Annotated in this window: 21 protein-coding genes and 1 tRNA gene; 16 read left to right on the forward strand and 6 right to left on the reverse strand. The window is 53.8% G+C overall.

The window, feature by feature from the left end; all coding sequences use genetic code 11:
* Positions 1-56: 56 nt before the first annotated feature.
* Entirely contained in the window at positions 57-1319 is a 1263-nt protein-coding gene (locus DUE52_RS25550) for an asparagine synthetase B (protein WP_114408918.1), read from the reverse strand.
* Between the two features lie 96 nt (positions 1320-1415).
* Between DUE52_RS25550 and DUE52_RS25555 the strand changes: the two genes are divergently transcribed.
* The 7 genes from DUE52_RS25555 (at position 1416) to DUE52_RS25585 (ending at position 9235) form a co-directional block, all read left to right on the forward strand.
* Positions 1416-2654 carry an ABC transporter permease gene (locus DUE52_RS25555; RefSeq protein WP_114408919.1) on the forward strand — a complete coding sequence of 413 codons (1239 nt, stop codon included), beginning with the start codon at positions 1416-1418 and terminating at the stop codon, positions 2652-2654.
* Between the two features lie 156 nt (positions 2655-2810).
* Positions 2811-2894: transfer RNA gene (locus DUE52_RS25560), tRNA-Leu, on the forward strand.
* 206 nt (positions 2895-3100) lie between these two features.
* Positions 3101-4726 carry a sensor histidine kinase gene (locus DUE52_RS25565; RefSeq protein ID WP_114408920.1) on the forward strand — a complete coding sequence of 542 codons (1626 nt, stop codon included), beginning with the start codon at positions 3101-3103 and terminating at the stop codon, positions 4724-4726.
* On the forward strand, positions 4717-5475 hold the full coding sequence (locus tag DUE52_RS25570) for a LytR/AlgR family response regulator transcription factor (RefSeq protein WP_229312304.1): 759 nt from the start codon (positions 4717-4719) through the stop codon (positions 5473-5475). The genes DUE52_RS25565 and DUE52_RS25570 overlap by 10 nt, the downstream gene beginning before the upstream one ends.
* A 229-nt stretch (positions 5476-5704) precedes the next feature.
* Complete coding sequence (locus tag DUE52_RS25575; protein WP_114408921.1) at positions 5705-7351, forward strand: LamG-like jellyroll fold domain-containing protein; 1647 nt, start codon at positions 5705-5707, stop codon at positions 7349-7351.
* Positions 7348-8106: a hypothetical protein gene (locus tag DUE52_RS25580; protein WP_114408922.1), complete on the forward strand. Its 759-nt coding sequence runs from the start codon at positions 7348-7350 to the stop codon at positions 8104-8106. The genes DUE52_RS25575 and DUE52_RS25580 overlap by 4 nt, the downstream gene beginning before the upstream one ends.
* Positions 8107-8116: 10 nt before the next feature.
* Positions 8117-9235, forward strand: coding sequence for a caspase family protein (locus DUE52_RS25585; protein ID WP_165841033.1), 1119 nt, complete (start codon positions 8117-8119; stop codon positions 9233-9235).
* A 136-nt stretch (positions 9236-9371) separates the two neighbouring features.
* On the opposite strand, the gene DUE52_RS25590 is transcribed toward DUE52_RS25585, so the two are convergent.
* The 5 genes from DUE52_RS25590 to DUE52_RS32525 all read right to left on the reverse strand — a co-directional run bounded on the left by DUE52_RS25590 (position 9372) and on the right by DUE52_RS32525 (position 12865).
* On the reverse strand, positions 9372-9572 hold the full coding sequence (locus DUE52_RS25590; protein WP_114408924.1) for a hypothetical protein: 201 nt from the start codon (positions 9570-9572) through the stop codon (positions 9372-9374).
* A gap of 18 nt (positions 9573-9590) precedes the next feature.
* Positions 9591-9842: a hypothetical protein gene (locus tag DUE52_RS25595; protein ID WP_114408925.1), complete on the reverse strand. Its 252-nt coding sequence runs from the start codon at positions 9840-9842 to the stop codon at positions 9591-9593.
* Positions 9843-9859: 17 nt separating this feature from the next.
* Positions 9860-10015, reverse strand: a complete 156-nt coding sequence (locus DUE52_RS32675; protein WP_222930326.1) for a hypothetical protein — start codon at positions 10013-10015, stop codon at positions 9860-9862.
* A 122-nt stretch (positions 10016-10137) separates the two neighbouring features.
* On the reverse strand, positions 10138-12711 hold the full coding sequence (locus DUE52_RS32600) for a WD40/YVTN/BNR-like repeat-containing protein (protein WP_114408926.1): 2574 nt from the start codon (positions 12709-12711) through the stop codon (positions 10138-10140).
* Positions 12692-12865 (reverse strand): hypothetical protein, encoded by a 174-nt coding sequence (locus DUE52_RS32525; protein WP_165841034.1) that lies wholly within the window; start codon positions 12863-12865, stop codon positions 12692-12694. Before DUE52_RS32525 ends, DUE52_RS32600 begins: the two co-directional genes overlap by 20 nt.
* 417 nt (positions 12866-13282) lie before the next feature.
* Between DUE52_RS32525 and DUE52_RS25610 the strand changes: the two genes are divergently transcribed.
* From DUE52_RS25610 to DUE52_RS25655, 9 genes are all read left to right on the forward strand, one after another.
* On the forward strand, positions 13283-14077 hold the full coding sequence (locus tag DUE52_RS25610; protein ID WP_114408927.1) for an NIPSNAP family protein: 795 nt from the start codon (positions 13283-13285) through the stop codon (positions 14075-14077).
* Between the two features lie 335 nt (positions 14078-14412).
* The gene (locus tag DUE52_RS25620; RefSeq protein ID WP_114408929.1) at positions 14413-14844 is read left to right on the forward strand and encodes a YopX family protein; all 432 of its coding nucleotides are present in this window, start codon (positions 14413-14415) and stop codon (positions 14842-14844) included.
* A 199-nt stretch (positions 14845-15043) separates the two neighbouring features.
* Positions 15044-15430: a hypothetical protein gene (locus tag DUE52_RS25625; protein WP_114408930.1), complete on the forward strand. Its 387-nt coding sequence runs from the start codon at positions 15044-15046 to the stop codon at positions 15428-15430.
* A gap of 179 nt (positions 15431-15609) precedes the next feature.
* Positions 15610-20031, forward strand: coding sequence for a CusA/CzcA family heavy metal efflux RND transporter (locus DUE52_RS25630; protein ID WP_114408931.1), 4422 nt, complete (start codon positions 15610-15612; stop codon positions 20029-20031).
* A 2-nt stretch (positions 20032-20033) separates the two neighbouring features.
* Positions 20034-21281: an efflux RND transporter periplasmic adaptor subunit gene (locus tag DUE52_RS25635; protein ID WP_114408932.1), complete on the forward strand. Its 1248-nt coding sequence runs from the start codon at positions 20034-20036 to the stop codon at positions 21279-21281.
* Positions 21282-21416: 135 nt separating this feature from the next.
* Positions 21417-22085 carry an ArsR/SmtB family transcription factor gene (locus DUE52_RS25640; RefSeq protein ID WP_114408933.1) on the forward strand — a complete coding sequence of 223 codons (669 nt, stop codon included), beginning with the start codon at positions 21417-21419 and terminating at the stop codon, positions 22083-22085.
* 56 nt (positions 22086-22141) lie between these two features.
* Positions 22142-22420 carry a hypothetical protein gene (locus DUE52_RS25645; protein ID WP_229312305.1) on the forward strand — a complete coding sequence of 93 codons (279 nt, stop codon included), beginning with the start codon at positions 22142-22144 and terminating at the stop codon, positions 22418-22420.
* A 5-nt stretch (positions 22421-22425) separates the two neighbouring features.
* A complete protein-coding gene (locus tag DUE52_RS25650; protein WP_165841035.1) occupies positions 22426-22839 on the forward strand; it encodes a response regulator in 414 nt (137 codons plus the stop codon).
* Between the two features lie 268 nt (positions 22840-23107).
* The gene (locus DUE52_RS25655; RefSeq protein ID WP_114408992.1) at positions 23108-25207 is read left to right on the forward strand and encodes an acylase; all 2100 of its coding nucleotides are present in this window, start codon (positions 23108-23110) and stop codon (positions 25205-25207) included.
* Positions 25208-25293: the final 86 nt, after the last annotated feature.

Raw genomic sequence — 25293 nt, forward strand, 5'->3', positions numbered from 1 at the left:
TTCACGCCTGAACTGGAAACTTTCAGGCGTGAAACCGTTCCCTCAAAAAACCATTTTTACGTCTTCTGCTTCTTCTTTTTAGCCGCAGGGAAGAGGATGTTGTTCAAAATAAGGCGGTAACCGGCGGAGTTGGGGTGCAGGTTCAGATCGGTGGGTTCTTCGTTGATCTCGTGCCGGTAATCTTCGGGATCATGCCCGCCGTAGAACGTGAAGAAGCCCTTGCCGTAGGGGGCATGGATGTAGCGGGCTTCGTTGGCGGCCCGGTTTTCGGCCAGAATCACCACCTCCGGTTTGATAAATCCTTTCTTGAAGGCGGTTGTCTGGCCCATGAACCCCTTGATGATGTTCATGTGGTTTTGGGTCAACATGGTCGGGATGGGGTCCCATTTGGCCGAAAACTGGAAAAGCGTAAAATAGTCGTTTTGCTCGATCAGTCCGCGTTCTTCGGGCTGGTTGTCGATGTTTGAAAATTCGATCTGATACGGGTTGATGTAGACCTGAAAGTTGCGAAAAGCCTGCGTCTGGCTGTAATCCAGTTTGCTGTTGGCTGCCGGATCGGCGGCATCGCCATCATAAATCGACTCCGCAATGTCGGTGTTCTGGGTCGCCAGCGCGATGTCGTAGGTATCAGTGGCGTTGCACATGGCAAACATATAACCGCCCCCCAGGCAATAATCCCGGATTTTTTTGACCACGTTGCGTTTCAGTTCCGACACTTTGGTGTAACCGTATTTCTTCGCAATCAGCTCCGATTCGCGCTTTTGGGCCTGGTACCAGGGCTGGTCGCGAAACTGGAAAAACTTGCCGTATTGTCCCGTAAAGTCTTCGTGGTGAAGGTGGAGCCAGTCGTATTGCGCCAGTTTGCCATCCATCACATCCTCGTCAAAAACCGTTTCGTATGGAATTTCGGCATAGGTCATCACCAGCGTCACGGCATCGTCCCAGGGCTGCTTGGTTTTGGGCGAATAGACGGCCACTTTCGGGGCTTTCTGCAATTTGACGGCATCCATGTTGGCGTCGGGTGAAGACACTTCGGCGATGATCTGCCCGCCCTGCGCGTCGGAAATGACCTCGTAGCTCACGCCCCGGATCACCAGTTCGTTGACAAATTTCTGGGTGTGCGGCATCATGAAACTGCCCCCCCGGTAATTCAGTAACCAGTCCACTTCCGTATCGTACTGGCGTAATACCCAGTACGCTATGCCGTAGGCCTTCAGGTGATTCTTCTGACTTTCATCCATTGGAATCAGGATTTTCGACGCCCAAACCGGGGTCGTCAATGCCAAAATCAGGATGAGCGGTAATAGCAGCCTTTTCATCGGTAATCGTTTTTTAGCTGTTTTGAGTAGCTTTGTACGTACTCGTATTCAACGAAGATAAGCAAATTTTATGCTAAATCTTCACCCTGACACGCTATGAATCTCCTCGAAAATATCCGCGAAGGACTGCGCTCCATCATTTCCAACCGTCTGCGAACCATTCTGACCTCGCTCATCATCGCCATCGGAATCACGTCGCTGGTTGGGATTTTAACGGCCATCGACGGCATTCAGAGCTCGGTTGACAACAGTTTTGCCGGACTGGGGGCGAATACCTTCGACATTCAGGGGCCGCAGATGTACCGGCGGTTTGGCGGCCGGTCCGAAAAGCGGGTGCCACCGATCGACTACCACCAGGCGATGACCTTTAAACGGCGGTTTCAGCAGGGCGAAAACATTGCGGTGTATGCCGCCGTGACCGGAGCCGCCCAGATCAAATACGCATCCAAGAAGACCAATCCCAATGTGCAGTTGATCGGCATCGACGATAATTTTATGGGCATCAAAGCCCTGAAGATGCAGTCGGGCCGTAATTTCTCACCGAATGACCTCGAAAATTCGCTCAACGTGACCATTATCGGCAACGAAGTGGCAACCACCCTGTTTGATAAAGGCCAGAATCCACTCAACAAGGAGATTAGTGTGCTGGGTGGCAAATACAAAGTCGTTGGAGTGCTGGAAAAGAAAGGCGGTTTTTCGGGTGGGGGAGACGATCGCATGGTGCTGGTGCCGCTGGAAAATGCCCGGGCCATGGCCGGCACGCGCACACTCACCTTCGACATCACCGGCTCGGTGCCCAACATGGGGGATGCCGAAACGGCCGTGGACGAAGCGCGGGGGCTGATGCGTCAGATTCGCCGGGACCCGCTGGGCAAACCCGACACCTTTGAAATCAAGCGGGCGGATGAGCTGGCGAAGGATTTTGAAAACATCACCAGCTACCTCCGGATCGGCGGTTTCGGCATCGGTTTTATCACGCTGCTGGGCGCGGCCATTGCGCTCATGAACATCATGCTGGTGTCGGTGACGGAGCGCACCCGCGAAATCGGGATTCGGAAATCGCTGGGAGCCACCCCGAAACGCATCCGCGAGCAGTTTCTGATCGAAGCCGTGGTCATCTGCATCATGGGCGGTATTGGCGGGATAATCCTGGGCATCGGGATTGGCAACTTGATTTCGACGGTGGTGAGTCAGGGCAATGGCAGCTTCGTGGTGCCGTGGTTCTGGATGGCCATTGGTATTCTGGTGTGTGTGAGCGTCGGTTTATTTTCGGGCATTTACCCGGCTTTCAAAGCTTCCCGTCTCGACCCCATCGAGGCCCTGCGGTATGAGTAACGGGCTGTCAATGAGGATAAAAACCCTCAAATACGCGTCAAATGGGCGATTGAAAGCGACTAGCCCTAAAAAAATATTCAGTATAAATGGTTCTTTATTCAGTATTAATCCTACTTTTGCACCCACGTTCGCTTGAGCGACACGCGCCGTAGGAATGCCGGGATGGCGGAATCGGTAGACGCGTTGGTCTCAAACACCAATGTCTGCAAGGGCATGCCGGTTCGAGTCCGGCTCCCGGTACAATTAACACCTTACAAAAAGCTGATTTTCAGTGATTTGTAAGGTGTTTTTGGTTTATTGCTGTGTATTACAGTTCGCGGATAAACACGAAAAGTTGTAGCGTAATCTGATCGCTGGTTCGAATTCACACCAAGACTGACCGAATTCACATTGCCCAATACGATGGTTAAAAAAGATCCTTTTTTTGAAGTCTCAAATTCGACAACATGAAAAAGACCATCTTCGCCATCATCGCAGGGAGCCTGACCCTGACTTCACTACAGGCGCAAATCAACTGGGGCGACTACTCCCAAAGTTTTCCGGCTGAGGTCGGAAACAAGCCCGCAGCGGTGGGCTTAATCCTGGCCATCCGGAAAGAAAATAACGCATTTTGGGAAATCCGGGACAAGAGCCACCATGTGGTTGCCCTGGAAAAAGACCCGGTTTTTCTGCGCGAACGGCCCCGTGGTTTTGTAGCCCGCACCACGTTCGATACGGCGCGGGCGCAATTCTTTCTGCACGGCGTGGGGCCGCAAATGGCCCGGCAATACCAGTTTCGGGTGCTGGAATATCCGGGACATCGGGTGCTGGTTCCCTGGCAGGGCATCGACCGGTTTACCGATTCAACGCTGATCCACGATTCGGGCATGCCGCTGATGGCTTACCTGGGCGGTTACAGAACCCGGCTGGGGAAGATGCTGATCGTGGATGTCAGAAACACCGGACAGAACCAGATTGTAGCGACTTCGCTGGTGGCCTGGGAGCCGGTCAAGCCGGTGATTACCAGTGTGTATACGTCCGAAACGATCGGTGATTTTTTTCAGAAGTTGCAATCGCCCTGGCTGCCCGACCGACAATCAACCGGCAATTTTTCCCCGGTTTTTACGGTGCCATCCACGAACGAAAACCTGATTTTTGCGCTCGAAAAGGGTCAGTTCAGTAAAAAACAGATTCAGTATGAATTGATCCGAAACGGCAGCGTTTACACCCCCTGGCGAGACAATGATTACAACAACAGTTTTGTCTGGCTCAAGGAACATCCGCCCGGAGCGTACACGATCCGGATTCGGTATTCGGCTCAGCCGCAGCATGTTGCGGAATACCGCTTTGCCGTCGAGCCGGCCTGGTATCAAACAAACCGGTTTCGGTTGGTAGCGGGCATGTTTGTGACGGCCTTTCTGGGCGCGGGTTCGTTCCTGCTGTTGTTCATCCGGCAACGGCGAAAAACCCGGCAGGAACAAGCCGATAAAACCCGCTTGCAGCTCGAATTGAAGGCGATTCACGCCCAACTCAATCCGCATTTTGTCTTCAACGCCCTCAGCTCGATTCAGGGCCTTATCAACAAAGAGGACATTGAAGGGGCCAACCGGTACCTGTCTGATTTTGCCCGGCTGCTGCGGGAGTCGCTGCATCATGCCCACAAAGACGAGCTTTCCCTGCACGAAGAAATCCAGATGCTGGACACCTACTTGAAGCTGGAGCAACTCCGGTTTGGGTTTCAATATTCCATCCGCACCGATGCTGCGATCAATGTATATGAAACGGCTATCCCGGTGATGCTTCTACAGCCTTTGATTGAAAACGCGGTCAAACACGGTGTCGCTTCCCGACAGGAAAAGGGGATTATTACTGTGGTTTTCAACCGGTTGGCACAGGCCATGACGGTGGCCATTACCGACAATGGCAGCGGTTTTACGGAGGATAAAGCCGGTAATGGGTTGGGATTGAGCCTTACCCGCGACCGAATTGAGCGCTTGAACAAACTCCATTCCGACTGGCAAATTGCCCTGGCCATTCAGAAAGCCACCCCGTCGGGAACGCAGATTACCCTTACCTTTGGGTCATGGTTTTGATGAAAGCACTGCTGATCGACGATGAGCAACCGAATCTGGAGAACCTGCAGGCCCTGCTGGCAGCGTATTGTCCGCAGGTGGAAGTCTGCGGCACGGCCCTGAACGCGGAGACGGCTACCAACCGGCTGCACGTTCTCCAGCCCGATCTGGTATTTCTGGACATCCAGATGCCCCAACAAAACGGATTCGACTGGTTACGCAGTCTGCCTGCCTACGACTTTGAGGTGATTTTCGTCACGGCCTATGATCAATTTGCCATCCAGGCCCTGCGGTTTGCCGCGGTGGATTACCTGTTGAAGCCCATTGCGATTGACGAATTACAGTCGGCTGTGGAAAGAGCCCGCCAACAACGGCAGTTGAAAGAACAGAACCAACTCCTGCAAAACCTGATGCACTTCCTGAAAGCCGGTCAGCCGCCCGAAGAGCCGCGAATTGCTTTGGCGACGGCAAAGGAGACGCGGTTTGTGAAAACCAGTGAAATCATCCGCTGCGAATCGTCCAACAATTATACGATGTTTTACCTGCTTGATGGGGAAGCCCTGCTGGTGTGTAAACCCATTTTCGGGTATGATGATTTGTTGAAGAACTACGGTTTTGTGCGCTGCCATCAATCGCACCTGGTGAATAAACAGTTTATCAGGAGTTGGAAAAAAGAGTTCGGCGACTTCCTGGTATTGACCGATGGCTCCGAAGTGCCCATTTCGAGGGCTAAAAAAGAAGACCTGAAAAAAGCACTGCGTTTGTCATAAAACCGGGCGTACGCCGTGTCGAATGACAGGGAATCGGGTTGTCTTAAAACAAGGGTCCAGACCTTTACCAACCTTGTCATTAAATCAAAGATTGGTGCACTTATCCGTTAAAAATAAAAACGGAAAATATTCCCCAACTGCATTAAAGTTGTCGTAATTTTATACGCTATAAATACTTATAAAAAAAAGTATTGCGGAGTATATAAGGATTTTTTCTTAATTCTTTGGTATGAATTTACGACTACCGGCGTATTTTAGTATAGTCTGTTTTTTTCTCTTTGGATGTGAAGGATGGGATTTTGAGCGGAAATCATTTCAATCCTGCGCGAAGCCTTCGGCCCGGATTTCTTTTACGGCTGAAAAATTGAGGGTAACCTATAAACTCGTCGATATTCAGGGCGATTTTACCACGGTTTCCTGGAATTTTGGTGCCGGTAATCCCGTCACTTCATCCGAACGGGAGCAAACCTTTACGTACTCGGGAGCAGGTACTTATACTGTCAACGCCGAGCTTAAAAACCCCTGCGGAGATACGTACAACGCAACCCTGACCGCCCAAATAACCAATGCCTCTTTAGCTTCCGTCACGACACTCGATCCTTCGGGCGTTTCCAGTAATTCGGCGATAATGGGCGTAAAAGTAAATGATGCCGGAAACGCTACCATTTCGCAATACGGCGTGTGTTATTCGAATGTAGTGGGTGTTCCGGATGTTGATAATTCCACCGTCCTTTTCTCAACAACGGGCTTGGTAATTGGTAATAATCAGACTTTTCAGGCCTCTCAATTGCTGCCCAATACCCTCTATTATGTACGGGCTTTCGCAGCGAATGAAGCCGGTGCTTCGTACGGAGCCGTCAAGACGTTTTTAACCACGTCCCAGCCGGTCGTCAACACCCTGGCAGCCACGGCCATAACGGGTACCAGTGCTGTCCTGTCCTTGTCGCTGACCAATCCGGGAACGCCCGTTTTAACACGCTACGGGGTGTATGTGTCTTCTACCTCCACGGACCCGGGCAAAACGGGTAGTTATCAGACATTCAATACGGATACGCAGGGGATTGCGCCTTCGTTGCCCGGTAATAAAGCTGATTTTGCCGTTTCCGGTCTTCAGGCCAATACGTTGTACTATTACCGGGCCTTTGCCATCAACGCGGCCGGCACGGTATACGGAGCGGTTTTGACGTTCAATACCCTGGCATCATCGATTACGAGCGGACTGGTTGCGTATTATCCGTTGAACGGCAATGCAAACGATTTTGCAGGCACGAATCACGGGAAACTGGTGAATCAACCGCCCTCGACTACCGACCGGAAAGAGGTGCCCAACAATGCTATTTTTCTGGATGGTGACAATGACTTTGTTGAGATTCCGGATCACCCTGTTTTGCGATTTACGAATGCCATGACGATCAGCTTCTGGGTAAAACCAACGGGGACCGTCAGCCAGCCGATGCAGTTGCTGGTGAAGTCGCGTTATACGGGTGGAGATGAGCAATATGGCATCAGCATTCGACCCCTGGCGGGCAATTCAAGCAGCCATGTTTTGAACGTCGATATCAAACAAAACAGCAATTGTGTTTCGGGTGCCGGCTGGGAAAATGCGAGCAATACCGTCACCCAATGGCTCAACAACTGGCACCATGTGGTGGGCGTTTATGAAGGGCGTTCATTGAAGTTATATCTCGATGGAAAATTGGTCGCCAGTCGGGAAAATCTGCCGATTTCGAACATCGATAATTGCCCGGGTGGTGATGTTCGGCTTGGGTTGCTCAGCCAGGCTTTTCCGAATAAATTTCAGGGGAGTGTTGATGAATTGCGATTTTATAACCGGGCTTTAACCCTTGTTGACGTTCAATCTCTGTTTGCTTTATGAAAAGTTTGCTTTATGAAAAGATGTTCTACGCCCTGGTGGTTTTGTGCGTTTTCTTTCTGACTCCCGCCATGAGTCAGGCGCCCCGTCAAGTTACGGTCACCAACGTCAAAATTGAACAGCAGGAAACCAGAATAAAGGTTACGTATGATGTAGAAAGTCTGGTAAAAAATGATTCGGTTTATATTCAGGCGGTTAATCAAAATAACCGGGTTTTAATCGCCCGGTCGGTGACCGGAGCGGTTGGCAAAGGTGTTGGTTCCGGCAAGGGAAAAGTTGTTTACTGGGATATTCAGGCGGATGGTTTGTTGGCGGAAGATGAAGTCCAGGTGGTTGTCAATGTCAAATTAGCACCACCAGATTTGGGGGGTGGCCCCGCCAATGCCCTGCTCTCGATTCTGGTTCCGGGGCTCGGTAATGTGCTGGTTCAACCGAACAAAAAGATTGGGTTCCGCCCGTTGATCACGGTTGCCTACGGGGGCTTGCTCGTGTATGGACTCATGCAGCGAAGCAAAGCCCTGGACCAGTATGCGATTTATGAGTCACAACCGTATGAAAATCAGGCAGAACCGTATTTTACGAAAGCAAACCAGTTGCGCCATCAATACCTGATTGCGACCCGTGCCGCGGCCCTTATTCTGGTTTCGGATGTCATCTATAGCGCCATCAAGGGGAGTCGTAATCGCAGGAAATCGAACCAGCTTACCCTGGGTTTTCAGGGCAATACACCCCTTATTGGCATTCGTCGGACTATTTAACCACACATTTATGAAAAAAATACTACTTCTTCTGGGCGGCTTAACCGTTCATTTTCTGGCCGGGGCCCAGTCGCCCACGGTGGTCTCCGCAAAAAGCCAACCCCTGAAACTGAAGGGGGAAGCGCCCAAAAATCTGCCGCCGGTGATTACCTGGCAATCACCGGGCACCGATTACGTGCAGGTGAAGCAGCCCGCTTTCACGGTTTCGGCCTGTGTGCAGTCGTTTGAAGCGTTGAAGGAGCATCAGGTGCTCGTAAACGGGAAAACGTTTGGTCAGCAGCGGGGTATGAAACGCCTGGTGTGCGGTGAACAGGTTTCTCAGGAAGTGTTGCTTCAGGTGGGTGACAATGTCCTGCAAATTACGGCCACCAATTCGGCCGGAACCACCACATCTACGGTGCGGCACATCGTTTACGAAGCTAAAAAAGATACGGTTATCGGACAGAAACGGGTGGCGTTGATCGTTGCCAATTCCGATTATGAAAAACACCCGCTCAAAAATCCCGTCAACGACGGTCGCAGCGTAAGGGAGCAGTTTGAAAAGCTGGGATTTACGGTGACCCTCGTGGAAAACCTGAAACTCAGGGAAACCGATCAGGCGCTCGAAAAATTTTATTCGGAATTAGACAGCAACAACGTGGGCTTATTCTACTACGCGGGACATGGCATTATGGCGGATAACCAGAACTTTATTCAACCCACCGACGCCGATCCATCGACGGAGGTGGATGCCCGGTACGTTTGCTACTCGCTGGAACGCGTGGTGGCCCGAATGAAAACCGCCAATCCGAACGGTTCCAACCTGGTTTTTTGGGATGCCTGTCGCAACAATCCCTATCGTTCCTGGACACGGGGTACCGGACAACCGGTTTATACCACCATCAATCCGCCGGTCGGAACCTTGATCGTGTATGCCACAGAACCGGGAAAAACCGCCAGCGATGGCAACGAGAAGAACGGTCTGTTTACCAGCGAACTGGTGAAAAGTATTGAAGAACCGAACCTCGATATTTTTGAACTGATCGACCGGATCGATCAGGGTCTTGAAAAACGGGGTTTCCGGCAACCGCCCTACATTGAAGGGCGACTACGGGGCAAACTCATCCTGAACCCCGTTATCAAACCGTGAACCGGTTTAGAATTATCAAGGGAATGCTAAATGAAAAATGATGAATGCTGAATGTAAAAGTGCTGACTTAGACGCTACTTTTACATTCAGCATTCATCATTTTTCATTTAGCATTCTTTCCCAGTGGGCGAAAAACCTACTTCCTCGCCCGAAACAGCTTGCGCCCGAACTGGATTAAACCGTCGGTGATGAACCACGTCAGTAAAAACGCGAGGCATTCGAGCACAAAACTGTGGAATTTGTAAAATACCTCAGCCGTTAGCATCGACACCACCAAAGCCGGGAGTTGTTCGGTCGCAATTCTGAACCACGGCAACGAACGGATCAATGTGTACATGGGTTTGTGGTCAGTGGATTAGGATGGGACATCAGTTGTGAAGGAGGGCGCGCCCCCCGCCGAGGTCATATCAGCCGCCGGTTGGGCCGAATCTTTCGTTGGCGGGACTGGTGCTGGCGACTCTTCCATTCCAACCCCGGTGTCGGGGGCGGCACCCGCGTCGGTAGCCGACGAACGGGATGCATTGACCTCTACTTGTTGAACTTCCACCTCGGGCGTTACGCTCACATTGGGCAGGTCTTTGGTATCGATTTCGATCGTAATTCGCATGGGAATAGGCGGTTAATTTAGTTCAAAACAGCGTAGCGACCCTCAAAGGTGACGGGCGTGTTGGTCAGGTTTTTCACCGTAATCCAGTAGGTGCAGTGCGTCGCATTGGCCCGCTCCACGAAAATGTCCCAGTCGATCTGGGGAGCCCCCGAGCGGGGCGAGGTGGGCATCATATACCAGGTGACGTGCTAGCCAACCGGCCAGCTATGCGTAAACCAGCGGTGGGTCTGATTGGGGGCCAGTGTGCCGGTAAATTGTGTTCCTGTTCGCATCGGTATGAATAGTAAAGGGTTGATTAGTAAAAACTTAATATGGCATACCGGCCTTCAAAACTGACGGGAGAACCGGTGTGGTTGGTAACGCTGATCCAGTAGGTGACAAATTCGGCGGAGGCCCGTTCCACCTGCACTTTCCAGCTCACCTGCGGGGCACCGGGCAGGGGCGAGGTGGGCATAATCGTCCAGATCATGTGCCAGGTCGCCGGCCAGCTATGCGTAAACCAGCGGTGGGTCTGGTTCGGAGCCAGACTGCCGTTCCACTGGACCCCGCAAATGGGGGCCGCCAGCCAGCCATCGACCGGGATTTCCCAAACGCCCCGGTTGCGCATTCCCACCCGCAACACGCGGGCGTGTGGATGATAGAGCAGATCGACCGCCAGCGCATTCGGTAGCCCGTTAGCAAAGGCACTCCAGGAAGCCCCGGCATTCAGGGATTGGTAGACGCCCACGTCAGCCGCTACCCACACCCGGTTGGCATTGCCGGGATCCACTTCTACCGCCGTGATGGGCAGATTGGGTAAACCCGCCGTGCAGTTGACCCAGGTGCTGCCGCCATTGTCGGACCGGAACACCCGGTCGCCACTCAGCGACGTGGAGGTTGCCCAGATGCGGTTCAGATTAGCCGGATTGACGTGTAAATCACTGACATAAGCACTGGCGCGGGGCGTTGTCAGGGCCGTCGCCGACGACCAGGCCGTGCCGGACCAACTGATGCGGTACACCTGACCCGTTGTCGTTCCTACAAAAACCGTGTTGGGATTGGGAATGTACATCGCCGATGCTACCTGACCTGCGGGCAGGGCTACTTCAGTCCAGTTGGTTCCCCGGTTTCTGGAAATGTACACACTCTGACCCGCCTGGGCCACCGTGTCGTTGTTGACTTCCATCGGCGGATAAAACAGGGCATTGTAGCCATCGGGAACGTTGGGGCCAATCCAGCCAAACGAACCGAAATTTCCCCCGGTTGTCGAGCGTTCCATGCCCATGCTGTAATAGGAATGAAACACCACGTTCGGGTCGGTACGGTGTACCCCGCAGTCGCCCCCGTCGCCGTCGGCAATGTGATCCCAGGCCGGATTGCCCGTGTAGCGGATGCTGCCGTTGTCCTGCGTTCCGGCCACGAGCCAGCGTGACGAACCGTAATCCTGGGCCATGTATTCGATTTCCGTAATGCCTAAACCGTTGTTGAGTGACGTCCAGCTTGTGCCCCGGTTGGGCGACACAAACAGCCCGCCGTCGTTCCCCACATAAACGATGTTGGCATTGGTGGGATCAAACGTGATGGCGTGTTGGTCGGGGTGGATGTCGTCACCGGTTTTGTTGGAAATCGTCACCCAGGTCCAGGTGCTGCCCGACAGGTTACCGCGGTAGGCTTCAATGGCCCCCAGGTAAATTTCTGCATCCGTATCGGGGGCCACGGCCAGAAACCAGTCATACCACGCTTGGCCGGTCGACAGCCCCGCCGGTCCGGTAATGCGCGACCAGGTTCCGGTACTGGCCCTTCGGTAGAGATACTGCGTGGCACCGGCTGCGCCAAACGCGTAGGCAACGGCCGGATTCGTGCGGGAAATGGCCACCGCCAGCCGGTCGTAGCCCGCCGGGCCACCCGGTAAGGCAACAGCCGCCCAGGTCTGACCGCCGTTCGTGGAGCGGAAAAGCCCACTCTGACAACCCGCCAGCACCTCCGCCGTGGCACCGCCGGAAGGATGGGCCGCCAGGTCCCAGCAGCGTCCCGACCGGCGCAGGGTCCAGGCCGTTCCGCCGTCGGTGGATTCATAAATGCCGTGGGTGGTGGCGGCCAGCAAATGGTTGCCGTTGGCGGGATCGACCAGTAAATCGTAAAAACCCTGCCCCACAAAAGGCGCCGTTGCGTGCATCGTCCAGGTGCTGCCACCGTTGGTCGAGCGCAGCAAACCGGCACCCAGCCATGCGTAAAAATTTCCTTCGCCCGTGCCGCAATAAACCGTGGCCGGAGCCGATGGATTGAAGGCCAGTGCGCCAACCGTCAGTGTAGCGGCATAATCCGTGCGCGGACTCCAGGAAGTTCCCCGGTTGAAGCTTTCCCAAATGCCTCCGCTTGCTGCGCCACACAAAATATGATTGGCATTGGAAGGGTCGACAGCCACTGCCGAAATCCGGCCCGAAACGACCACCCGACTCTCCCCGTAAGTCTGCCCGTTGGACATCATCGTGGGACCCAGAAACCGCCATTGGGGGCCGAAGCCGGTGGGTGGTGAAAGGGTCGTTATGGCAGCCGGGGCCGTGGGTTCGGAATCACCGTTGTCGGTTTCCGCCGGTTCAACAACAGCGGGTTGCAAAGCCAGGGCGGCATCGACCAGCGCCTGGGCATAGCTCGAAACCACTTCCGGTGGGCCTTCGACCGAGAGGGCTGCGGTGGTCGAACGGCGCCGGTTTGCCTTCGGCTTTTCGTCGGCAACCGCTTCGGTGATCGGCAGACCGCGCTCTTCCGAAAAGTACAGCAACCGTTGCAGCACTTTACTGGTGGGCGGCTTGGGAAGCGTAGCCCGTCCCCGAACCGCTGGAGCGGCCTGGTCGGCCGGGTTCAAGAGTTCATCCTTCGGTCCCTTCATCTGACTGAGTCGTTTTGGTTGGTTTCTTCGGTTTTTCTTCGGGGGATTCGGTTTCTTCTTCCGGGAAATTTTCCGGAATACCACGGGCTTCTCTAAACTGTTTTAGACGTTCGGCTGCTTTGTTGTCCGGTTCGTCAGGTCGTCGTTTGGTCATAGCATAACAGATTTGTGGATAGAGGATAGTCGTCAGAAAAACAGGTAGAATACAAAGGAAATCACCCGGGTGGCCACCTGAAGTGAGTGGACAAAGCAGATCGACGGTCGTAGATGGGTACGGTTGAGGGGAGACTGCGTGTAAAGCATTAACCGACAACAAGGTAGTCGTAATTATCAAAACGGGCCGCTAAGTTTTGAGGGAGCGGTTAAAAGAGTGTATAAGGATCGGCGGAAAAAATAGCAGTATTTGTTGCCCGGCCGGAAGCGGACGCCCGGCCTGTACTTTCTGATGGCCAAAACAAACCCGAAGAAGCGGGCGGTGGGCTGGTGAAAAAAGTAGCGGATGAGGTAGAACAGACAGCGACTGTGCTTTCCGTAGCAGTAAAACCGTGCGTAAGTCCGTATCAAAACCGCTATGAAAAGACGTAATTTTGTTAAAACATCTCTTGTTACCACCTCCGCCGTCAGTTTCCTGAATCCGTTGAGCGAAGCGGCAACACCCCATCAAAACGCCGGTTCTGAATTTTATGAACTGCGGATATATACCTTAAAGAATGGCAAACAGCAGAAAATGGTGGAAAGCTATTTTCAGAATGCCGCCATCCCGGCCCTGAACCGGCTGGGGAGCAAAAACATCGGGGTTTTTACGGAATACCTTCCCCAGGGATTCACGAAACTGGTGACGGTGATCCCGTTTAATTCGCTGGACGATTATTTCAAGTTGCCCGAAAAACTGGCCGGTGATGCCGCTTATCAACAGGCGGGTGCCGATTATCTGACGGCCCAGGCTACCGATCCGGCCTATGAGCGCATTGAAAGCTCGTTGCTGAAATCGTTTTCCTACATGCCCAAACTGGAAGCCCCGGAGAAAAAACCGCGGATTTTTGAGCTGCGTCGCTACGAAAGCCACAACGAAACCGCCGGAAAGAAGAAAATCGAGATGTTCAATGAAGGCGGTGAAATTGCCATTTTCAAACGCGTCGGACTCACCCCGGTTTTCTTCGGCGAAACACTGATTGGCCCCATGCGCCCGAATTTGACGTACCTGCTGACGTTCGACAACATGGAAGAACACGACCAGAACTGGAAGACGTTCGGCAGCGATCCGGAATGGAAAAAAATCAGCGCCATGCCCGAATATGCCAACGCCCGAATCGTTTCGAACATCACCCGGACTTTCCTGGTTCCGACCGCCTTTTCACAGATTTAAAAACCGCCCAGGCCAGCGAATGGCCTGATTAAATGGACATTGCCGAAGGTACAGCCTCTCTTGCTCGCAGAGGTTATGCCTTCGGCAATTTTCTTCCCAACCGATGCGGTTGTCAGTAACCAGCCGGTAAAATTGTATCCAGCCAAGTTAGGATAAGCTTTTTTAGTTATACTATAGTTTTGTTGGGTTCTACGGATGCTCATGTAGAAAAACGGATGTGCCGTTTACTAAATGTATGCGAAATGTTATAAATAAGTAACTTTTGACTTCGAAATGTCGCCTATGTAGCATATATTTGTTAGTCATTATCGTATAACTAAAATATAGAAAGGACGATGCAACCAATCCAATCCCGCATTTGGAACGGCCAGAAAATGCTCTACCTGGCCGGGCTGCCCATGACCCCGGAGCCTTATTTATCCATCTGGCTGCAGGAAGCCATCGCCCTGGTGAGCCAGGTGCCGACGGTTGACGAATTGCCGCAGCCCACCAGCTTTTCCTGGCGGTTGATGCGCACCATCGGTCAGTCGGATCGGCAGGGCATCTTGCTGTACGAGAGTGATCTGGTGGAGTGGGACGGGCGGATTTTCGAGATTGGCTGGTCGAATCATCGCTGCGGCTACGCGCTGTTTCAGCCCCTGGGAACGGGCGAATTTCCGGCGTTTTCACTCAGCGCCCTGCACGCCCGCCAATTGCGGGTGCTGGGAAACCGCTACGAACATCCGCAGTTGCTGGAACAACGGTTTTTGTCGCAGGCAGCAGCCTGATCCAAATATTCCTCATATCCACACCGTTTATTTCCCGAAAGCCACGCCCGTTCAACCGGCGCGGCTTTTTTTATGGAAACTGGTGAAAAACGTCCTGGAATGCAGGCTGGTATTAGATTACTTCCAAATTGAGGCAAAGAATTGATTCAGGGAAACTTTTGTCCGGCAGGTTTGTTACCCGGTTATGATCCGTTAAATCATGAAACCTTTTGTTGCCCTGTTGTTAGCGTGCTGGATGTTGGGCGGGAGTTTGCTCCCCGGCTTCAGCATGGACCAGACCTCCCACTGGGGCGATCTGGTGCAGCATTTCCAGCAACACCGGGCCACAGACGCCCGGCTGGGTTTCATCGACTTCATCAAAATGCATTACGGGGCCGATTCAGAACACCAGAAACACCCCAACCACAGTCACCAGAATTTACCTTCGGTCGGCCATTCCGCACCGGTTTTTACGCCCGGCACCGTCTGGCTGTCGGCACCTCAGCTCTGTCAGTTGATGGTTCTCCCCAAAGCCGATTTTTTCCGCAAGGCCGATCTCTATTCTTTTCTCGCGGTTTTCGCGCTGATCAATCCCCCCCGACGCTAATTCCCCATCGCCCCTGGCCGAAATGTGTCCGGATGAAACGGACGGTTTTTTCGCCTTGTATTCGGCCTTGCTACCCGCACAACGGGTGACAAATGGTTGCGGATCGTTTTCTGCTTTTCCGTAATCCGGTCGTTTTCTCTTCCTGATTTTTCAGTCAATCCCTTCTTTCAGAGCACATTATGCTGAATGCCATTATTCATTTCTCCATTCACAACAAACTCATTGTTGGCCTGTTTGTGCTGGCCCTGGTGGGGTGGGGGGCCTGGTCGGTAACCCAACTGCCCATCGATGCGGTGCCGGATATTACGAACAACCAGGTGCAGGTGATCACGAGCAGTCCGTCGCTGGCGGCCGAAGACATCGAGCGGCTCGTGACGTTTCCGATTGAAGTAAGCCTGTCGAATATTCCGGGCATCACCGAGTTGCGGTCGTTTTCGCGCTTCGGCCTGTCGATTGTCACCGTCGTATTCACCGACGCAACGGACGTTTACTGGGCTCGCCAGCAGATTGCCGAACGCTTGCAAAATGTGGTGGGTGAGATTCCGCCCGGCGTCGGAACGCCCGTCATGGCGCCCGTCACCACGGGTTTGGGCGAAATTTTCCAGTACACGGTTTTGGCCCAAAAAGGCTACGAAACCAAATACTCGCTCACCGACCTGCGCACCATTCAGGACTGGACCATCCGGCGTGGCTTGCTCGGAACCCCCGGTGTGGCCGACATCAGCGGTTTTGGTGGCCTGCTGAAACAATACGAAATAGCCGTCGATCCCGACCGGCTGCGAAGCATGGGCGTCACGATCACCGATATTTTTAATGCCCTGGAGCAGAATAACCAGAACACAGGCGGGGCGTATATCGACAAAAAGCCCAACGCCTATTTCATTCGCTCCGACGGCCTGATTCGTTCGACCAGCGATATTGCGGACATCGTCGTCAGGCTGAACGACCAGTCGTTGCCCGTTCGGATCCGCGATGTGGCGCAGGTTAACATCGGTTCGGCGGTGCGTTACGGAGCCGTCACCCGCAACGGCGAGGGCGAAACCGTGGGGGCGGTCGTGATGATGATCAAAGGCGAAAATTCATCGGCGGTCATCAAACGGGTGAAGGAAAAGATTGCCGAAATTCAGAAAACGCTACCCGAAGGCGTGCAGATCGTGCCGTTTCTGGACCGGACCAAAATGGTCAACAGCGCCATCGGAACCGTCGAGCGCAACCTGTTGGAAGGCGCTACCATCGTTATTTTTGTGCTGGTGCTGATGCTCGGCAACTTCCGCGCGGGGTTTGTCGTAGCCTCCGTCATTCCGCTGGCACTGCTGTTTGCCATCGCGATGATGAACCTCTTTGGCGTGTCGGGCAACCTGATGAGCCTCGGAGCCATCGACTTCGGACTGATCGTGGACGGTGCCGTCATCATCGTTGAAGCGACGCTCCACCACATTACCAGCCGAAATAAAAACAAAACGCTGACCCAGGCCGAAATGGATGACGAAGTCTTCCAGTCTGCGGCCCGGATCCGCTCGTCGGCGGCTTTTGGTGAAATCATTATTTTGATTGTTTACCTGCCAATTCTGGCCTTGTCGGGCATCGAAGGCAAAATGTTTCGTCCCATGGCCCTGACGGTTGCGTTTGCCATTCTCGGGGCTTTCATCCTGTCGCTGACCTACGTACCGATGATTTCGGCCTTGATGCTGAATAAGAAAATTGTCCATAAAGAAACGTTTTCGGACAAAATCATGAAACGGATTCAGTGGTTTTACGAACCCGTTCTGCTGGCGGCTCTGAAACACCGGCTCGTTATTCTGATCAGCGCCGTAGCCCTGCTGGTTGTTGCGGTTTTTCTTTTTAACCGAATGGGCGGAGAGTTCATTCCCCAACTTGACGAGGGCGATTTTGCGGTCGATACACGAACCTTGACGGGAAGTTCGCTTTCCGAAACCGTGGAGGCAACCCTGAAGGCCGAGCGGATTTTGCTCAAACAGTTTCCGGAAGTTGAGCAGGTGGTTGCCAAAGTCGGCTCCGGCGAGATCCCCACCGACCCGATGCCGATCGAGGCTTCCGATTTGATGGTGATCCTGAAACCGCGCGATCAGTGGACGTCGGCCACCACCCGCGACGAACTGGCCGGCAAAATGGCCGAAGCCCTCTCGGTGGTTCCGGGCGTTACGTTTGGCTTTCAACAGCCGGTGCAGATGCGGTTTAACGAACTCATGACCGGCGCGCGTCAGGATGTTGCCCTCAAAATATACGGCGAAGATCTGGCCCAGTTGACCAAACTGGCCGGTCAGGTCGGCACCCTGATCGGAAGCATCGACGGGGCCAAAGACCTTTACGTGGAGCAGGTGGGCGGTTTGTCCCAGATCCTGATCAAACTCGACCGGTCGCAGCTTGCCAAATATGGCCTGAACGTAACCGACGTCAACCGGGTGATCAACACGGCTTTTGCCGGACAGTCAGCGGGGTTGGTGTTCGAAGGTGAAAAACGATTCGACCTCGTGGTTCGGCTGGCGGCCGACAAGCGGCAGAGTGTCGACGATGTGCGCAATGTGTATGTAACCACGCCAAAGGACCCATCCGGTTCCGGGCAGCAACTACCGCTGAGCCAGATTGCGCAGGTCACCATCGAGCAGGCTCCCAACCAGATCCAGCGGGATAATACGCACCGGCGCATCACACTGGGATTCAACGTTCGGGGGCGTGATGTGGAAAGCATCGTTACGGAATTGCAGCAGAAAGTCGGCACTCAAATTAAATTTCCACCCGGTTATTCCATCACCTACGGCGGTCAGTTTCAGAACCTGGTCGATGCCAAACAGCGGCTGGCCATTGCCGTTCCGATTGCGCTGGCGCTGATTTTCGCCCTGCTGTTTTTCACGTTCGGCTCCATTCGCCAAAGTCTGCTGATTTTTATGGCCATTCCGATGGCGGCCATTGGGGGCGTGTTTGCCCTGTTGCTGCGCGGAATGCCGTTCAGTATTTCGGCGGGGGTCGGGTTCATCGCGCTTTTCGGTGTGGCGGTTTTGAACGGCATTGTGTTGATCGCCGAGTTCAACCGGCTTCGTCAGGAGGAAGGGCTAACCGACCTAACCGAAATCATCCGGCTGGGGGCGGAGATTCGGCTGCGGCCGGTGATCATGACGGCGCTGGTGGCTTCGTTCGGTTTTATTCCGATGGCGATTTCCAATTCCGCCGGGGCCGAAGTGCAAAAACCGCTGGCGACCGTCGTCATCGGGGGACTGCTGACGGCTACGCTGCTGACCCTGATTGTTTTACCGATCCTGTATTCCCTGTCGGAGAAAAAAGCCGTAGCCAAAGAAGCGGCTAGAAAATTGGGTGGACAGAAAACCGTTGTGACGGCCACCGTCGGAATCCTGTTGCTGATGGCCTCCGTCGGCTGGGCGCAACCGGTAAGTCAGACCCCGGTTTCCAGACAAACGCTGACGCTTGATCAGGCGTTGCAGCAGGCCAGCTACCGCAATGCGCAAATCCAGATCGCGGGTTTGACGGTCAGCCAGCAACAGGCGCTCCGCCGAACGGCCTATGATGCCGGCCGGTTTTCGGCCACGGCAATGCTGGGCCAGTACAATACCCGGCGGTTCGATAACAACCTGACGGTAACGCAATCCATTCCCAATCCGACGCTGATGCGACGACTGGCCGAGCAAAATGACCAGACCGTCCGGGTGCAGGAAGCGGGCGTGGTGGTCACACGTCACGAGGTTCAGTATCAGGTTCGTTCGGTTTATTACGAGGTCAATTACCTGTACCAGAAAAACCGCTTGTTTCAGGAACAGGACACGGTTTTGGCGGAATTTGTCAAAGCCGCCAACCTCCGCTTCAAAACCGGCGAAACGGGCAGTCTGGAAAAAGCCACCGCCGAAAGCCAGCGGGCCGATCAGCGCGTGCGGCTCGCCCAGAATGAAGCCAATCTGATGGCCAGTCGCACCCGGCTGCAAACTTTGCTCTACAGTCCGCAGCCGGTGGACGTCAGCCCCGAACCACTGCCCAGGCTCTCGCTAACGGTGGTGGCGGACAGCTTGACGGCATCGCGCAATCCGCTGTTGCGCCAGCTTCAGGAGCAGATTCAGTGGGTGGGGAAAAACCGGCAGGTCGAGCAGTCGCGTCTCAAACCGGACTTTTCGGTGGGGTTGTTCAGCCAGACGCTCATTGGAAATCAACTCATCAACGGGCAGGAATTGTATTTCGGGGCCGGACACCGGTTCTACGGCGGGCAAATCGGCGTTTCGTTTCCGTTGCTGGGGCAGGCGCAGAAAGCGCGGATCAATGCCGCCCGCATGGGTGAACAAATTGCCCAAACCGACTGGCAGAACCAGCGGTTTTTCCTCGATCAGCAGGTGAAGCAGGCGGTGCAGCAATATGACCAGTACCGGACGGCCCTGGCCTATTACGAAGAAAGTGGACTGCCCCAGGCTGCGTACATCCAGTCCAACGCCCGGCGGGCCTTTAGTGGGGGTGATATTGGCTACGTGGAGTTTTCGCTCGCCTTGCAGCAGGCGTTGACCATCCGCTCCAGTTACCTCGACCTGCTTCATCAATACAATCAATCGGTTCTTTCCATCCAATATCTGCTCGGCCATCCCTGATCATGCAAACAATAGGTAAAGTATACGGAATTCAATGGATTAAAAATCAGTATCTTGTACTGGTGTTACTGGTTGGGCTGCTCGGCGTGTCGGGTTGCGGCTCGGGTGGGCGTGAAGACGATACGGCCCAGGCCGAGTTGCCCTTAACGTCGTCATTTACCGAAGTCGCGGGGGATTCGGCCCAGTCGGCTCCGGTGCTGGTTTCGCTGACGCAGGCGCAATACGACGTGGCCGCCATTCAACTGGGGCAACCCGTTTTGCGCCCCCTCAGCACCACCCTGAAAGTGAACGGAATGCTCGACGTACCGGCGCAGAATGTGGTGTCCGTTTCCATCCCGTTTGGCGGCTACATCCGGCAAATCAAGCTCGAACCGGGCATGCGCGTCCGGAAAGGTCAGACGCTGGTGGTGCTCGAAAATCCGGAATACATTCAGTTTCAGCAGGATTATCTCGATACCAAAGCCAAACTGGATTACGCCGATCTGGAGTTTGCCCGGCAGCAGGAGTTGAGCCGCGACAACGTGAACGCCCTGAAAGTGTTCCAGCAAATCCGTTCCAACCGGCAGAGTTTGCAGGCCCAACTGGCGGGCATGGCGCAGCGGCTGGCTCTGTTGCGGATCGATCCGGCCAAACTCAGCCCCGGCCAGTTGACGCGGCTGGTGGCCATTCCGTCGCCGGTGTCCGGTTTTGTTACCAGCGTTCCGGTCAACAACGGCCGGTTTGTGAATCCCGCCGATGTGGTGGTCGAGATCACGAACACCGATCACATGCACGTTCAGTTGAGTATTTTTGAGAAGGACCTCAGCCGGATTCACACCGGGCAAACCGTGCGCTTTGGTGTCGGGGGCGATTCGGCACCGATCCACCGGGGAACGATCTTTCTGATTGGCAAATCGCTTTCGGCCGACCGCACGGTTTCCGTTTTGGCCCACCCCGACGCGTATGCCGACGGTTTTATTCCGGGCGGCTACGTGACGGCCGAGGTCGACATCAAAACCCAGCCCCTGCCCGCGTTGCCCGAGTCGGCGGTGGTCAGTTTTGGGGGGCAAACGTTTGTTTACGTACTGGAGAAAAAACAGACGAATCCGGTTTCGTATGCGTTCCGGCAGATCGGCGTGAAAACCGGGGTCCGGGAAAATGGCTACGTCGCCCTTACGTTGCCGCCGGGTGTCGATCCGCAGCAAACGCCCATTGTCGTTAGTGGAGCCTATAGCTTGTTGTCCAAACTCAACAACAGCGAAGAGGAATAGGAAAACAGGTCGTCAGTATAGTGTCTTCCGGTAGTCTACAGCGGCCATTGGATAAGAGAATGGTGAAATCTATTCAATGGATTCATTGATTAATTGCGCATTTTTTAACTTGCTCCGGCTTATTTGCACAGATGAATGGAAAAAAAAGAGTTTAAGGCAAAGGTGTTCGGCGAACTGGCCGGGCTTGCGAAAGCATTGGCTCATCCGTTCCGCCTGCAAATAATCGATCTGTTGGCGCAAAGCAGTCGGACCGTCGAGGAAATTGCGGCTCAACTGAACCTCAGCATGGCCAATGCGTCCCAGCATTTGCAAATTCTCAAAGGCGTCAATCTGGTTCATGTTCGGAAAGAAGGGCATTATGCACACTATTACCTGGCCGATGCCAAAGTTGTGGCCGTCTGGCAATCCCTTCGCGAGCTGGGCATGGAGCGGCTGGCGGAAATTGAACGGACGCTGAACGATTTCCGGTCACAGAAACACTCTTTTCAGGCGGTCACGATCGATGAACTGCTGCTGAAAATGGAGCAGGACAATGTGGTGATTCTGGATGTCAGACCCGAAAAAGAATTTCGGGCGGGCCACATTCCTGGCGCACTGTCGATTCCGATCGATCAGCTTCTGAATCGGATTGCGGGTTTGCCTTTGGGGCGCGAGGTGGTGGTCTACTGCCGGGGTCCCTTCTGTGTCTACGCGGATGAAGCCGTGGAATTGCTTCAAAACCAGGGTGTTCCGGCCTGTCGACTCGAAGAGGGTTTTCCCGACTGGAAAAGCCGTCAGCTCCCGTTTCATGCCATTCCCGACTAACATCCGGCCCAATTCATCGTAAAACAGAGAAACCCGCTACCCCGGGATTCGGGTTCATGACCGCTACGGCAATGTATATTTCGCGTGAAGAATACGATCGTCAGCCGTTGCTGATTCGCCAGGGGGCCATCGAACTCTGGGGTGTGTTGCTGGCCCGTAGCGTTGACTGTTGCCGAACCCGGTATTTATACAGTTTTAATGCGTTCTACGTGGAGATGTGCTACGATACTTTGAACGGAAAACTGACTTGCATCTGTTCTTTTTCGCGAATTGACCGGCTGGATCGGTATCTGAGTCAGATGGACTTTAATCAATTTGGTATTTCACTAGCGTAAATCATTTGAAAAATTCACTTACCGGTTGTGTTTTTATCGCTGACGACGATGAAGATGACCGTTTTCTGTTGCAATTCGCTTTTCAGGAACTGGGGTTTGACTCCGCACCAACATTTGCCATCGACGGCCTGGATTTGCTCCATAGGTTGCTGGATTCAGAAGTGCGTCCCGCGTTGATTATTCTGGATATCAACATGCCCCGCCTGGACGGTTTTGAAACGCTCAAGGTGTTGCGCAGCAAGAAACCGTATCAGACCACCCCGATTGTGATGCTCACCACCTCCGTTCAGGAGTCGGACCGGCAGCATGCCCGCGACCTGGGAGCCAGTGCGTATCTGATCAAACCATCGACGATCGAAGAACTGAAGAAGATGGTTTTTAAGCTGGTATCAGACTGGAAACTGGCCCCTGATTGCTGAGTACCGTCTGTTTGGAAAACGACTTTTACCGGGCCGTTCGCTTTGTGCAGAGCCACGTAAACACACAGTAACTGCCGCTATATAGCGGTTTTTTAAGAAATGTTATTTTTCTGGTAAAATCATCTGTATTCAAAATAATAATCTGGATGTTATGTATTTAATGATATTTAATTAGGAAAAATAAGGTAAATGTAAAATATTGGTACGGTCGTATTCCTGCTTATACGGTTTTCAGATTGTTCCGGTACTGATTCATTTTCCGTGTTTTATGAAAAGAATAACCCTGCTCTGGTGTGGTTTGATCGCCTTTTTTTCGGCCGAAAGCCAATCCCGCTTATCGTATAAACAAGTCGAAATTCTGTGGGATACCTGGGGTGTTCCGCATATTTACGCCAAAAACGACGAGAGCCTTTTCTATGCCTACGGCTGGGCGCAAACCCGGAATCACGGTGATCTGCTGCTCCATCTGTATGGTCAGGCCCGCGGAAAAGGGGCTGAATACTGGGGTGAAAAATACGCCGAAGCCGACCGCTGGGTGATCACCAATGGCGTTTATGAACGGGCGGAAGGGTGGCTGAAAGCGCAAAAACCGGCTTTCCGCACAAAACTTGAAGCTTTTGCCAAAGGCGTGAACGACTATTGTGCCCAGCATCCCGATCAGATCGACCCCGCAGCCAAAGCCGCTTTGCCCATTACCGCCGTTGACCTGCTGGCGCACATGCAGCGGATAACGCATTTCGTTTTTGTGGCTCCCCTGTCCCGGCTGAATGCTGCTTTGAGTCCGAAAGGGGCCGACAATGGCTCGAATGCTTGGGCTGTGGCACCCCAAAAATCCGCTAGTGGAAACACGCTTTTGCTGACGAATCCGCACCTGCCCTGGGCCGATTATTACCTCTATTTTGAAGCCCAACTGGTTTCACCGAACATCAACGCCTATGGCATTGCCCGCATGGGTTTTCCGATTCTGACGATGGCTTTCAACGAAAATGCCGGGTATGCCCAGACTGTCAACACCCATGACGGACAGGACTTTTACGAACTAAAACCGGTCGACGGCGGCTATGCATTCGATGGCAGGGTGAAACGCTTTACCAGCCGGGAACATACCCTGAAAATCAGGCAGACTGATGGAAGTTTGAAGGAGGAAAAGATGGTGATCCGGCACTCGGTGCATGGCCCGGTCGTGAGCGACAAAGGTGGAAAAACCATCGCCATGCGCGTGGTCGGACTTGATCAGCCGGCGATGTTCGAGCAATATTGGGACATGGCCCGCGCTAAGAACGTCACCGAATTTCAGGCCGCTGTCAGCCGATTGCAACTTCCGATGTATACGCTGATGTTTGCTGACAACGCGGGGAACATCTTCAACCTCTTCAACGGGCAGGTGCCGGTGCGGTCGCAGGGTGACTGGAACTACTGGTCGGGCCTTGTCCGGGGCGATACGTCGGCAACCCTCTGGACCCAAACGCACCCGTATAAAGACCTGCCGAAAGTGCTCAATCCCCCGACGGGCTGGCTCCAGAACACCAATGAGCCTCCCTGGACGACCACCTGGCCAATGGTGAACAAAGCCGCCGATTTTCCGCCCTACATGGCTCCGGTGCCCAACATGTCGATGCGGACGCAACGCTCGATCAAAATGCTGATGGAAGACGATAAAATTTCACTGGATGAGTTCATAACGTACAAACTGTCGACCCGCATGGAACTGGCCGACCGGATTGTCGATGACCTGCTGGTGGCTGCGAAAAAGGAGGGAAGCCCCGAAGCGAAGGAAGCCGCCGAGGTGTTGGCAGCCTGGGATCATAATACTGACACCGACAGCAAAGGGGCCTTTCTGTTCGACCGGTTTGTGCGGCTGTGGGCTCCCGGTTTAACGGGTCTGGGCACCGCTTCCAGCCGATTCGCCAAACCCTGGGATTACAACGATCCGGTGAATACGCCCAGCGGATTGGCTGATCCTCAGGCGGCTGTGAAAGCCCTGCTCACGGCAACCAAAGAGGTGAAGCAGAAATACGGCCGGCTGGATGTGCCCTGGGGCGAGGTGTTACGGTTTCGGATCGGCAAAGTTGATTTGCCCGGCAATGGAGGTCCCGGTCCGATGGGCGTTTTCCGGACCATGACGCTGGGCACTCCCGGTGCCGACGGCACGTTTACACCCGCGCACGGCGATACGTATGTGGCGGCCATCGAGTTTTCCAAACCGTTGAAAGCGATGGTGCTGACCAGTTACGGCAATGCCTCCCAACCCGGTTCCAAACACCGCACCGACCAGTTGCCGCTGCTCTCTCAAAAGAAAATGCGCCCGGTTTGGTTTCAGCGGGCAGAAGCGGAAAAGAATTTGCAGGAAAAGACGGTTTTTAAATGAGCTATACCTGGTTCGGATAAAACCGCTTGGTGCCGACCGTAATGTTAGGCGACCGACCGTACAATTGGCGGGATGGCGTAGTGGGA

The sequence above is a fragment of the Larkinella punicea genome, assembly GCF_003334855.1.
Lineage (GTDB): Bacteria > Bacteroidota > Bacteroidia > Cytophagales > Spirosomataceae > Larkinella > Larkinella punicea.